At 45.4% G+C, this 12,936-nt stretch carries 10 protein-coding genes; all 10 read left to right on the top strand.

All coding sequences use genetic code 11. The features are described from left to right. Positions 1-275: 275 nt before the first annotated feature. Entirely contained in the window at positions 276-1,550 is a 1,275-nt protein-coding gene (locus BST85_RS00510) for a ribonucleotide-diphosphate reductase subunit beta (protein WP_104811468.1), read from the top strand. A 3-nt stretch (positions 1,551-1,553) separates the two neighbouring features. Next, a complete protein-coding gene (locus BST85_RS00505; protein WP_104811467.1) occupies positions 1,554-3,344 on the top strand; it encodes a ribonucleoside-diphosphate reductase subunit alpha in 1,791 nt (596 codons plus the stop codon). A 171-nt stretch (positions 3,345-3,515) separates the two neighbouring features. Next, positions 3,516-4,367, top strand: a complete 852-nt coding sequence (locus tag BST85_RS00500; RefSeq protein ID WP_104811466.1) for an alpha/beta hydrolase — start codon at positions 3,516-3,518, stop codon at positions 4,365-4,367. 51 nt (positions 4,368-4,418) lie between these two features. Further along, positions 4,419-4,886: a DUF1572 domain-containing protein gene (locus BST85_RS00495; RefSeq protein WP_104811465.1), complete on the top strand. Its 468-nt coding sequence runs from the start codon at positions 4,419-4,421 to the stop codon at positions 4,884-4,886. A gap of 85 nt (positions 4,887-4,971) precedes the next feature. After that, complete coding sequence (locus tag BST85_RS00490) at positions 4,972-6,417, top strand: arylsulfatase (protein ID WP_104811464.1); 1,446 nt, start codon at positions 4,972-4,974, stop codon at positions 6,415-6,417. 2 nt (positions 6,418-6,419) lie between these two features. Beyond that, positions 6,420-7,481: a bestrophin family protein gene (locus BST85_RS00485; RefSeq protein WP_104811463.1), complete on the top strand. Its 1,062-nt coding sequence runs from the start codon at positions 6,420-6,422 to the stop codon at positions 7,479-7,481. 60 nt (positions 7,482-7,541) lie between these two features. Continuing rightward, positions 7,542-8,273: a hypothetical protein gene (locus BST85_RS00480; protein ID WP_146090610.1), complete on the top strand. Its 732-nt coding sequence runs from the start codon at positions 7,542-7,544 to the stop codon at positions 8,271-8,273. A 478-nt stretch (positions 8,274-8,751) separates the two neighbouring features. Next, positions 8,752-11,196 carry an alpha-L-rhamnosidase-related protein gene (locus tag BST85_RS00470; RefSeq protein WP_104811460.1) on the top strand — a complete coding sequence of 815 codons (2,445 nt, stop codon included), beginning with the start codon at positions 8,752-8,754 and terminating at the stop codon, positions 11,194-11,196. After that, a complete protein-coding gene (locus tag BST85_RS00465; RefSeq protein WP_104811459.1) occupies positions 11,196-12,005 on the top strand; it encodes a cyclase family protein in 810 nt (269 codons plus the stop codon). Before BST85_RS00470 ends, BST85_RS00465 begins: the two co-directional genes overlap by 1 nt. Before the next feature lie 66 nt (positions 12,006-12,071). Continuing rightward, the gene (locus BST85_RS00460; protein WP_104811458.1) at positions 12,072-12,923 is read left to right on the top strand and encodes a linear amide C-N hydrolase; all 852 of its coding nucleotides are present in this window, start codon (positions 12,072-12,074) and stop codon (positions 12,921-12,923) included. Positions 12,924-12,936: the final 13 nt, after the last annotated feature.

The following is a 12,936-nucleotide window of genomic DNA, read 5'->3' as shown; positions in this document are numbered from 1 at the left end:
TTCCCGCCATGGACGAAACTGATCAAACCGTAAGGTGGTTTGTCCCTCATTTGCGTTTTCGGTTGAGCAAATCTTGCCCAATCTATGTGAAAAACTTCCTCATTTTTTGTCAATTCGTTGATCCTAATTTTGATTCACTCCAACGTTTTCGGGAGTGCATCGGCCCATTTTGAATTGTTTATAATTAGTTAAGAAACTCTTAAGCCGATGTAAAAATCATACTGATTAAATCGCAAAATTTATACTCAGATTCGATTGATTCCACGCGACACATTATGAGTATAGAATACATTATTAAGAGAGATTTCTCTGAGGTTAGCTTTGACCTTGAGAAAATTACACAAGCCATTTTAAAGGCCATGAAGGCCGTTGACACCGGCAGTTACGAGGACGCGCAAAACGTAGCAATAGCTGTCTATCAGGGGCTTTTGGAGCGAAAAGAGAAGGACGCCGACTACATTCCCATGGTCGAAGAGGTACAAGACATGGTCGAGACCAAATTGATGTTGAGTGCCTTCCCCGATGCGGCCAAGGCCTACATCCTGTATCGGAATAAAAGAGCACAGGAGCGCAAGTCCGACATCTTTGAAAAACGACTGAGCTTAAAGCCCTATGAGTACCCGCAACTGTACGAATATGTTCCGGCTATTCGTCATTCCTACTGGATCCATACTGAATTCAATTTCACCAGTGATATCCAGGATTTCAAATCCAGCTTGACCGAGGTCGAACGAAATGCTATCAAGAACACTATGTTGGCCATTTCCCAGATCGAAGTTGCAGTTAAATCGTTTTGGGGAAATCTGTATGCCCGCATGCCCAAACCTGAAATTGGAGCTGTTGGAGCCACCTTTGCCGAGAGTGAGGTACGTCATGCCGATGCCTATTCGCACTTGCTTGAGATTCTAGGCTTGAACAAGGAGTTCAAATCCCTTAAGAAAGTTCCCGTCATCATGAAACGGGTTCAGTATCTGGAGAAGTCCTTGAGAAACTCCAAAAGTGAAGACAACCGACAGTTTGCCGAAAGCATATTGCTATTCTCGCTCTTCATTGAGCACGTGAGCCTGTTCTCTCAATTCCTCATCATCATGGCCTTCAATAAACATAAGAACATGCTGAAAGGGATCTCCAATGTGGTGGAAGCCACCTCTAAGGAAGAACAAATCCATGGCGATTTCGGAATCGATCTGATCAAAGTTCTACGAGACGAGAACCCCCAATGGTTTGCTGATGGCTATCAGACGAACATTCAGGAGATGTGCAAGCAAGCCTTCGAGGCTGAAAGCGACATCGTAGACTGGATTTTCGAAGCAGGTGAATTGGAATTCCTGCCAAAAGACGTGGTCATTGAATTCCTGAAGAACAGATTCAACAATTCCCTGGAAAGCATCGGAATCGAGAAGATCTTCGAGGTGGACCAGGAATTGGTAGCGCAAACCGAGTGGTTTGACGACGAGATCATTGGCACCAAACACGGTGACTTCTTCGTGAAGCGCTCCATCAATTACAGCAAAAGAACACAAAGTATAACCTCCGACGACCTTTTTTAATCTATGCAGACACAAAAATCCCCCGACCAAAATATTGCCCAAAAGGCAAGCCCTAGTCAAGATCTACTTAACGCCCGAAAAGAAGCACTTAACCAAGCTGACGCAAATACCAGTGTTGGAGGGTTTGATTGGCTAAATGAACACAGCCGACATTTCCTTGCTGCGGGATATCTTACCCCAGGTGCAACCCCGGAGAGCCGGATTCGCGAAATAGCAGACAGAGCAGAATCCATTTTGGGTATACCAGGATTCAGTGATAAGTTCTACGGTTATATGTCAGAAGGATTTTATTCCCTGGCATCTCCGGTATGGTCTAATTTTGGAAAGCGTCGTGGGCTGCCCATTAGTTGCTTTGGGTCTCACATCGATGACGACATTGGGAACATTCTTTACACCCAATCTGAGGTTGGAATGATGTCCAAACTCGGAGGGGGAACATCAGGCTACTTTGGTAAGATCCGCCACAGAGGAGCACCTATCAAGAACAATGGGGAGGCTTCAGGGGCAGTTCACATCATGCGTCTGTTCGAATCCATGGTGGATGTGGTTAGTCAGGGATCTGTGAGAAGAGGCCGATTCTCACCCTATTTACCGATTGATCACCAAGATATCATGGAATTCCTGGAGATAGGAACAGAAGGGAATCCCATTCAGGAACTGACCCACGGTGTAACCGTTTCGAATGAGTGGATGCAATCCATGATAGATGGTGATGTAGAGAAACGAACGGTTTGGGCCAAGGTGCTGCAGTGCAGAGGAGAAATGGGATATCCTTACATTTTCTTTACGGACAATGCCAACAATGGCGCTGCCGATGTATACCGGGACAAGAATCTACCCATCTACGCAAGTAACCTGTGTACGGAGATCATGCTACCGTCCAATGACGACTGGTCATTTGTCTGCGTCTTGTCCAGCATCAACGTGCTGCATTATGACAAGTGGAAGGACACCGATGCAGTAGAGACCATGGTGCATTTCCTGGATGCCATCATCACCGAGTTCCTGGAAAAGCTGGAAAGCTATAGAGATTCTCCAAATAAGGACGACCAACAGACCTTCCTCTTTATGGAGCGGGCATATAACTTCGCAAAGGAGAATCGTGCCTTAGGTCTGGGAGTACTGGGCTGGCATTCACTGCTACAGTCCAAGCGATATCCCTTCGATAGCCAGGAAGCCTACGATCTGAACAGTGAGATCTTTGCCGCGATCAAAGAGCGATCCAATAAAGCATCAGAGTCATTGGCTCAGCGTTTTGGTGAGCCCAAGGTTCTGGAGGGTTATGGAAGAAGGAATGCTACCCTGAATGCGGTTGCGCCTACAACTTCTTCTGCCTTTATACTGGGTCAGGTTTCCCAGGGTATAGAACCTATCTGGTCCAATATTTATGTAAAAGATATTGCCAAGATCAAAACCACCATTAAGAATCCTTTCCTTGTGGAATTACTGCAGGAGAAAGGCATGGACACTCCGGAAGTTTGGAAGGACATCAGAAACCGGGATGGGTCTGTTCAACACCTGGAATTCCTGACAGATCACGAAAAAGAAGTCTTTAAGACCTATTCAGAGATCGATCAAATGCACGTCATCTATCAGGCAGCCAACCGACAGAACCACATCGATCAGGGACAATCCTTGAATATCATTGTGCATCCGGATATGCCTACCAAGGAGATCAATAAGATCCACGTTACAGCCTGGAAATTGGGTGTGAAGTCACTCTATTATCAACACAGTATGAATGCGGCACAGAAATTCCGTCAGAAGAAAGAATGTGCAAGCTGTGAAGCTTAGGACTGAAGTGTCCGACATTGCAATTGTAAGTGGCAGCCGAAGGAGCAATTCCTTCGGCTGTTTTGCATCAGAGAAACAACTTAGCACTCGTTAACACTCCTTCACACAAATAGGACGTTCGATCCCTTTTAGTCTTGTAATTTTAGCCCTGTATAAAACGACCATCGTCTTATGAAACCCTTCTTTCATTTTACCCTATTACTTACCTTCATTGGTCTGTCATTTAGTTGTCAGCAAATACCGTCCAACGATCGAATCACGGAGTCACGGTATTATACCGACTCCCTCTACAGCGAGCAACTCAACGAGTTTCGCAAGCATGATATCTTTCTTCCGGCAGGCTTTGATCCTGCTAAGCAATATCCCATTCTATATGCTGCCGACGGTCAGTTTGGTGGAGCGGACGATTATTTGAAGCGAACCCTCGACTCGCTTATTTTGGCTGAAGTCATTCCTCCAATGATATACGCAGGAAGTCACTCCAATTCTAAGGAATCGAAAATTGGAATGGGACAAGATGAGAATGGTAACACCTTTGCTATGCAGTACAGATTCTTCGAGTACGTGGAATCTGAAGATTGGGGAGATGTAGACCCATCCTTGGATCAAATCTTCCAGAGGCATATGAACTACTTTACCCAAGAGTTCATCCCCACTATCGAGAAGGAATTTAGTCAAGAGCCTGAAATGAAGGATCGGATATTCTATGGAGTCTCCAACGGTGCTGGATTTGGCGCTAATCTCCTCAACAAACAACCAGAGATCATAGGGAATTACATTCTGTATTCCACCGTAGGCTCTAATGCCAATGATAATCCTTGGAATGCCGATGTGACCTATCCCAATCTATACCTGCAATATGGCTCTGAAGAGGACGATGCATTCCGTGAAGAGTCCGAATTACTGGAATCCAAATACATGGAAAGTAATTCATTTGTCGATCTCAAGGTCTATAAAGGGGGACATGAAGAACGCATCTGGAAAGTTTTGCTCCCACAAACGCTTGGCGATATCTACAGATAGGATTTTCCGCTAATCTTTGGATTTTGCCTAATTTGGACAAAAACCACCATTATGTCGCTATCTAACGATCTGGCCAGACACTTTAGAGGACTTCACTTTGGACCCAGCTATGTTGGTTCAAACCTGAAAGATGCTTTGGAAGGGGTAGATTTCCGGGAAGCAAATACCCGGGTTGGTTCACTAAACACCCTTGCCATGCTCACCTTTCATGTGAACTATTATGTCTCGGCAGTTTTAAAGGTCTTCCAGGGTGGCAAATTGGATGCCCACGATAAATTCAGCTACGATTGCCCACCAGTTAATTCTGAAGAAGACTGGCAACAATTACAACAGAAGGTATTCGCAGAGGCTGAAACTTTGGCCGATATAATAGATGCCTTGCCGGCCGAACAGTTGGAAGGCCCATTCGATACTGGCAAGTACGGCAACAATTTTAGGAATATCAACGGTCTGATAGAACACACCTACTACCATTTGGGGCAGATCAACATCATCAAAAGAATGATTCGGGAAGGTTAGTACTCATAAGGATTTCACTTGTTGAATAGTCTTTTCCTTTTTTCTTATTTTAAGAGTCTAACCAATTAACTTTCAATCTACACTCATGAAACGACTTTCAAAAACTATTTGGCTTTGTATTTTGGTCTGCACCGGTGTCCAACTTAGTTATTCTCAAGATCAAGACAAGCCCAATGTGGTCATCGTTTTCCTGGATAATTTTGGCTGGGGAGAACCCGGCTTTAATGGTGGAGGAATTGTTCGAGGAACACCCACTCCCAGGATGGATCAAGTGGCCGCGGAAGGTCTCAGACTGACCAATTTCAATGTGGAAGTACAATGTACTCCATCCCGTTCTGCCCTCATGACAGGACGTTATGCTGTAAGAAGTGGAAACGCAACCGTTCCTGTTGGAGAGGGAGTTTACGGACTGGTGCAGTGGGAAGTCACCATGGCTGAGATGTTGTCTGATGCAGGTTATGCGACCGGTATGTTTGGAAAATGGCATTTAGGAAGAACCCCTGGACGTTTTCCAACGGATCAAGGCTTTGACGAATGGTATGGCATTCCAAATTCTACAGATGAGTCCACTTATTCTTCTATGGTGGGATTTGATAAAAGCGGGGTAGCAGAGACGTATGTAATGGATGGAAAAAAAGGGGAAACTCCTAAGGAGGTTCGCCCGTATCGGTTGGATTACAGACCACTTATCGATAGAGACCTCACAGACCGGGCACTGAATTTTATGGAAAGTAGTGTTCAGCAGAACAAACCCTTCTTTGTCTATTTACCGTATACAGCTACACACTTTCCCACTATGCCGCATCCCGACTTTCAAGGAAAGACTGGGAATGGTCCTTGGGCAGATCTATTATTGCAAATTGATTCCTACTTAGGCGAATTAATAGATAAGATCGATGAGTTGGGCATCTCGGAAAACACCCTCTTCATTTTTACGGCAGATAACGGACCGGAAGCACTAAATCCCAATAGCACCAATTTAACTGTAGAAACCTCCATTCAGGGTTCTGCCGGACCTTGGAGGGGAACACTCTTTACAGGGTATGAAGGCGCCCTGCGAGTCCCATTTGCAGCTAAATGGCCCGGTAAGATCCCTGCAGGATCGACAAGTGATGAGATCGTTCATGCCATGGATCTATTCCCTACCATCGCCAAGATTGCCGGAGGCACAATCCCCAATGACAGATCTATCGATGGTATAGATGTAAGCGAATTCCTCATGCAGAAAACAGATAAATCCGGAAGAGAAGGATTCATCGTCTATATGGGAAATGACATCTTTGGAGTGAAGTGGAGAAACTGGAAACTTCATTTTGAAGAACAGGAAGCCTGGAATACTCCAAAGACCACTTATACCATGCCTCGCTTATACAATTTATTGGAAGACCCACAGGAGAGAAATAATGTACTATTCCCACATACCTGGGTTCCCAAAGCTGCGCTTAATCAATTACAGGAACATGTGGTCTCACTAAAACAAAACCCTCCCATCCCAACAGGGCAAAAGGACCCATATAATCCAAGCAAATAACGATGTATACACGTAGAGTCTATAAAATACTGGATATGGCGAAGTGGACCCGATTCTCCACCTTTCTTTTCCTATTGATCATAGTAGTACCTATTGTTTTGCACCAGTTTTTCGACTTACAATGGCTAAAAATTCCCTGGACACCTCTGGCCCTGATCGGCACGGCCGTGGCTTTTGTGATCGGTTTTCAGAACAATGCAGCTTACGGACGCATCTGGGAAGCCCGAAAGATCTGGGGCGGGGTCGTCAATACTTCCCGCACATTTGCCATGTTCGTTCAGGATATGGTGACTAACGAATACTGTGAAGATGAGGTAAGTGATGAAGAGATCCAGGAAGAGATCAAAACCCTGACCTATCGGCATATTGCCTGGATGACGGCTCTTAGGCACGCCATGCGTGAACCAAGAAAATGGGAGACCTTACACAGGGAAAAATCCAATAGGGAATGGCATAAGGATATGCCGCCGCCAGAAAAGATCACTTCTCTCAAGGACGATCTGATCTGCTACATGGACCAAGAGGATATGGATTATGTATTGAGTAAGGGAAACAAGCAAACCGCTATTCTCTACAGACAGTCTCATCATCTAAGAAGATTAAAGGAACGTGGTCTGATCTGGGAATTTTCCTTCCTTCAATTAGAAGGTGTTTTGGAAGAGTTATTTACCCTGCAAGGTAAATCAGAGCGTATCAAGAATTTCCCGTATCCCAGGCATTTTGCCACCCTCAACCACTATTTTATGTGGGTTTTCCTGTTGTTGTTACCCCTCGCGATTGTACCACAATTCTCTGAGATTGGACAAGATATGATGGAGAATCATCCTTTTGTAGGGACGCATTTCGTGTGGTTGTCCATCCCCTTTTATCTGGCTGTTGCCTGGGTGTTTCATACCATGGAGCGCATTGGAAGAACAGGTGAGAATCCCTTCGAAGGTTCGGCCAATGATGTGCCTATCTCGACCATTTCCAGGGGAATAGAGATCGATCTGCGTCAAAACCTGGGAGAAACCAAGGAGGAGATACCCGATCAATTCCCTATGGTTTATGATACTCAGATGTAGCTTTTAGCTGAATTTACATCGCACAGGCAACCATCAATCTTCTCAGGCCGTCTATTGGACATGAGAAGAACACTTTCAACTATATCGACCATTGGATTAATGGCTGTTCTGGCCTGGAGCTGTCAAGATTCCGAACAGAAAAAAGAAAAAGCAGTCTATTGGGGCCCTGAGCAAGTCAAGGAACATTCAGCATCTTATCAGGACCCTGGTCTTTGGGACACCACCGCATTGAACATGGAAGTTCAATTAGTAGATCTGCTGCTGGAATACGACACCCCATTAAACCTGACTCCCTTCCCCACTCCAAAGTACAAGAGTCCCGGTAATGGCAATGAAATTCTAGAATTTCAGCTGGACACGGATTCTATCATTGGTCATACCGCCAGTCTTGGAAAAGGACCCCACAACGAATATTTATTTGAAGGTTTGGATACTGATCGTATCACCTATTTCACGATCTTGACCCTAAACCGTGGACGCAATCTGGACGACCATCCGGTCATTGCCAGCTCCCGTAATCATCCGAACTATATTGCTCAAGGCAGTCTTAATGCCAACACTCAGACCCGCATCGATTGGGTAGCTTTCCAAACTGTAGATGGAAATGCCTACGCGCTTGTCAATGGCAGATTGTTCAACCTGCAGGCGGGTCGGATCATATTGGCTAGTGTGCAAAGTGATAAAAGTGTGAGATTTTATCAGGCTGATTACCCGATCATGAGGTTGGACAACACAGACTTCAAACTACGTCAGTTACTAAGTGAGAGAAGCACGTCGGAATTCTTCGATTAGACCTTTCCTGACATTTCTCATATTATGTACTGTCCGATTTGCCGTTCTTGTATGTCATATGAGCCGTCCCACCCGTTCGAAATTTGTGATCAGACCTGGTAAAAGCAACCGGGGAGCGCGTTTTATTCAATTTTCACGGACTGCCAAATCACCTTTTCAAAAACTCCAATCCTTCTATGGGATCGAGTTAGAGCGCTTGAACATCCAACTCAATACAGGTATAACCCAAGATCAGCTGGATCCACACTGATGGAGTGAGATCAGGAGCGATATCAGGCAAAAAGCTCAGCTGGAAGACCGGCAGGATAAAAAAGCCCTTCTGTTAAGCGGGTTGCTGTTCTTTGGAGCCATTCTGCTTTTATTTTGGTGGATCGGATAGATACCACAGAGTCGATCGCAATTTTATAACTCCATTCTTCCAATTTTTTGGTAAATTCTACTTCTTAAACCATCACCTATCACTTCAATCATTTGACCCATGTTTAAACGATTTTATTTTTTGGGGTTGATCTTAGCTCTATTCTTCAATTCGAGCTGTAAACAAGAATCGGCTTCTCCCGCTAAATCCCTGGAAGATACTCTGGATGACAACTGGATCGCAGGAAAGGCTGAATACTTGGGATCACCCTATGTTACCGCCGGTAACCGATTGTACATGGTAGGACATCAGGATGGCAGTTTTCCAGAATTGGGATGGCACATCACTGGAGAGATGGGCGGTATCTGGAATCACCCAATCAAATTGATGGATGGCTTTCGCGCCCAACTGTCCGAAAACGGGAATACTGCTCAACTAGATGCCGCTTTCGAATTTAGGAACTACCCCATGGCGAATTCCCATCATTTTGAACTAGGTGAGATGGGATTATCTGTAGATCGATTTCAGTTTGTACCGGACAATACAGAGGGAATGGTGGTCCAATTTGTGATCCAGAACCAACAGGAAAGCGCTAGAGACCTGAAATTCCAATTCACCGGAGACGTCGACCTGATGCCAACCTGGCTGGCCGAGCGTCAAAACATCACCGATGGAAAAGATGAGTCTGCTTTCGATCCGGGTTATGATGCCTGGATAGTGAATGATAGCAGGAATGAGTGGTCGGTCATGTATGGATCTGATCGAGTTTCAGCTCAGCAGGGAGAAGCGAAATCAGACTACAAGGGAAATGGAATTTCCAACACCTTGGATTACGACCTGCAAATAGCTGCAGGCGGAAGAGAGCTTATCACCTTTTTCATTGCCGGATCCTATACCTCAGAATCCCAAACGAAAAACACTTTTCAGGAGTTACAACAAGGGTATTTCAAAATGCTTGAAGCTAAGAAAAATAGATATGAGGAGATAGCCGAACAAACCAAGCTGAGTATCCCTGACGAGCGCTTGAGTCAAACCTTTGAATGGCTCAAATACAATGCGGATTGGCTGATTAGGGATATCCCGGGCATCGGTAGTGGATTTGGTGCTGGTATACCGGATTACCCTTGGTGGTTTGGCGTAGATAGTGAATATTCACTGAGAGGATATATGGCCATCGGGATGGAAGACGTGGTTGATCGATCATTGAACTTCCTGGATAGCATTTCCATGGCGACCAATGGGAATGGACGCATCGTTCATGAGGTCTCCACCAATGGCGTAGTTTTCAACACGGGAAATATTAACGAAACTCCCCAATTCGCCTCAATCGTCTGGGAGGTCTACAAGTGGAAAGGAGATCGGGCCTATTTGGAAAAGTATTTCCCAACCGTGCAGGCTGGACTGGAATGGTTGATGTCTGAAAAAGATCTGGACGGTAATCTATTTCCGGATGGTTTTGGGATGATGGAGATTCATGGGCTGGACAGTGAGATGATCGATGTCGCGGCCTACACCCAGCGTGCCTTTGCGGATGCGGCGTCCATGGCCAGGGAATTGGGGAAGACGGATTTGGCATCCGAATACCAGGACCAGGCTGATGCCATGGCAAGGAAGATCAACGAAGACTTCTGGTCTGAGGAATTTGAGTCCTATGCCGATTTCATAGGAACAGATGAACAAGCATTGCGCCTGATCGAAGATGCCATTGTGAGGGCGGATACACTGGATAAACCATGGGCAGTAGAAGAACTTGAACAGACCAGGGAGTTAATCTTGGCTAATCCATCACCCACACCAAGACCCTTCGTTCTACATCACAATTGGGTGGTAAACACCCCCATGGAAATGAAGATTGCAGATCCGGAGAAGGCTCGCTTGGCCTTGAATACAGCGCGAAAATTTATTAATCCTTTCGGTGTTTTTGTAACGGGTATTGATCGAGACAAATCGGCGCTTCGTGATGATGGTTCTTTCGCTGGCAGCAAGGTTTTCTCTTACACTGGTGCTGTCATGACCTTACCAACCGGCGTACAAGCAGTTGCAGAGAATAATTACGGCAGGCCAGAACATGCTTTGGATTACCTCATGCGCATGACCAATTCTTTTAGCTACGCCCTTCCGGGTAGCATGTACGAAGTGAGTCCTGATTATGGCATGATTGTGCAGGCTTGGAATATTTACAGCTTTGCTGTTCCTATAGTCCATCAATTTTTTGGCATCGATCCTATGGCTGCTGAAAAGACCATCAGAATACGGCCACAAATGCCAAATAGTTGGTCTTCCGCAAGCCTTGAAAATGTTCAGGTAGCGGATAATAATATCAGTGTTTATTTTGAAGACAAAGACGGAGACATATTTTTAAATGTTACACAAAGTAATCCTGATTGGACCATCGTTTTGGAATGGCCGGAAGAAAAGGAAGATGCAGGAGTGACGCATGGTTTTGGAGTTATCGAGGCAAGTGGAGAAACCGAAGACATTAATGAGATTCTCACCTTGACTACCCAAGGCAAGGAAATATACATGACACTAGATAGGGTATCTTACCATCACGACGACCACTGATGAACAAATTCATTATCATATTGGCATTAACAAGTCTATTATTGGCTTGCAACCAAAGTCAAAGATCGGAGACGGAACAAATTGCTCAAGAGTCTATTCTCTACGATCTATCCCATAGCTATTCGGATGAAACAGTCTATTGGGTAACCGCCAGGCAATTTGAGCTAGATACCGTCTTTGCCGGGGATACAGATAAGGGATATTACTATTCAGCCTATGATTTCACCACGGCCGAACACGGAGGCACCCATTTGGACGCTCCTATTCATTTCGCCAAAGGCAAGCAGGCAGTAGATGAAGTCCCGCTGGAGAAATTGATCGGTCCGGCCATCAAGATCGACGTTTCCAAGAAGGCTTGGGACAATCCTGATTACCTGGTCAGTGTGGATGATCTGGTATCCTGGGAGTCCGATCAAGGCACTCCAATACCAGAAGGGAGTATTGTTCTTTTGTACACCGCTCATTCCCGTCATTACCCGGATGCCTTGAAATACCTGGGTACAGATCAGCGCGGAGATGATGCTATAGCTCTCTTGCATTTTCCCGGATTATCCCCGGAAGCCGCTCAGTGGTTAGTGGATAACAGGAAGATCAACGCCATTGGGCTGGATACTCCCAGTATTGATTATGGGCAATCTTCCCTCTTTGAAAGTCATGTGATCCTGCTTGGCGAGAATATTCCTGTCTTTGAGAATTTGACCAACCTCCAGGATCTGCCCGCATCGGGCTTTGAGATCATGGCCCTCCCCATGAAGATAGAAGGAGGCAGTGGCGCACCCCTGCGGGTGGTTGCGAGAGTGTCGGAATAACTCCCAAAATCGACCACTGGACAACCAAATTGACGCCTCAAACGTCTTTAGTATAAATCAAGTATCATGATTGCCAGCAAGACCTTTTTACGAGTTTTCGTTTTGACCTGCACTATCTTGCTGCTGCCCACCTTTTCCATGGCTTGCACAGTGGTGATAGCCTGGAAGGGAGATCGTGTTTGGGTGGGCAACAACGAAGACTGGTACGATCTGGACGCCAAGTATTGGTATGAGGCCCCCGGCAAAAAAGAATCTTACGGAGCAGTTTTCTTCGGTTTTAAGGGAGAGGGAAAATATGCCCAGGGAGGAATGAACGAAGCTGGGCTATTCTTTGATGGCCTTTACATCGACAAGGTCAAACTCGAAAAAGAAACCCGAAAAGGTAAAAAGGCCTCCCCTACCCACGTCTTTAAGAAGATGTTGCATCAGGCCGCTACGGTAGATGAGGCTTTAGAGTATCTGGACCAGTACTTTATACCATTTATTAAACATGCCCAAATGGTAATCGCAGATAGGAATGGAGACTATGCCGTGATCAATGTCAATGGGGTGACACGAAGAAAATTGGCCAAGGAATCTTATGTGGTGATAAGCAATTTCCCGGCCGAGGAAATAGATCCCGATTATGAGATTCCAGGATATGAAGAAGCTTGTTCTATTCTGGAGAACAGTGACAATCCCGGTTTAGAAGAGATCAGACAGACCCTGGATGTATCGCATCAGAACGGTAAGGTAAAAAGTGTTTATTCCAATGTATTTGATCTCAGCAATCAGGTAATAACTAACTACTACCTCTACGACTACTCTAAACCCCATATCATCGATTTTACCGATCGTCTTCCTGTTCCGGACAAGGCGGTTTACTTTGAGGAACTCTTTCCCACCAGGGTGGAAGAGGTTTCTACTTCAAATGATTAGGCAGTTCTACCCT

This window comes from Aureitalea marina (genome assembly GCF_002943755.1).
In the GTDB taxonomy this organism is placed as follows: domain Bacteria; phylum Bacteroidota; class Bacteroidia; order Flavobacteriales; family Flavobacteriaceae; genus Aureitalea; species Aureitalea marina.
This window is presented reverse-complemented; position numbering and strand designations above follow the sequence as displayed.

Bases quoted from the DNA above. Each gene is read 5' to 3' on its own strand.
- BST85_RS00510 (WP_104811468.1), top strand. From the start codon at position 276: ATGAGTATAGAATACATTATTAAGAGAGATTTCTCTGAGGTTAGCTTT.
- BST85_RS00505 (WP_104811467.1), top strand. From the start codon at position 1,554: ATGCAGACACAAAAATCCCCCGACCAAAATATTGCCCAAAAGGCAAGC.
- BST85_RS00500 (WP_104811466.1), top strand. From the start codon at position 3,516: ATGAAACCCTTCTTTCATTTTACCCTATTACTTACCTTCATTGGTCTG.
- BST85_RS00495 (WP_104811465.1), top strand. From the start codon at position 4,419: ATGTCGCTATCTAACGATCTGGCCAGACACTTTAGAGGACTTCACTTT.
- BST85_RS00490 (WP_104811464.1), top strand. From the start codon at position 4,972: ATGAAACGACTTTCAAAAACTATTTGGCTTTGTATTTTGGTCTGCACC.
- BST85_RS00485 (WP_104811463.1), top strand. From the start codon at position 6,420: ATGTATACACGTAGAGTCTATAAAATACTGGATATGGCGAAGTGGACC.
- BST85_RS00480 (WP_146090610.1), top strand. From the start codon at position 7,542: ATGAGAAGAACACTTTCAACTATATCGACCATTGGATTAATGGCTGTT.
- BST85_RS00470 (WP_104811460.1), top strand. From the start codon at position 8,752: ATGTTTAAACGATTTTATTTTTTGGGGTTGATCTTAGCTCTATTCTTC.
- BST85_RS00465 (WP_104811459.1), top strand. From the start codon at position 11,196: ATGAACAAATTCATTATCATATTGGCATTAACAAGTCTATTATTGGCT.
- BST85_RS00460 (WP_104811458.1), top strand. From the start codon at position 12,072: ATGATTGCCAGCAAGACCTTTTTACGAGTTTTCGTTTTGACCTGCACT.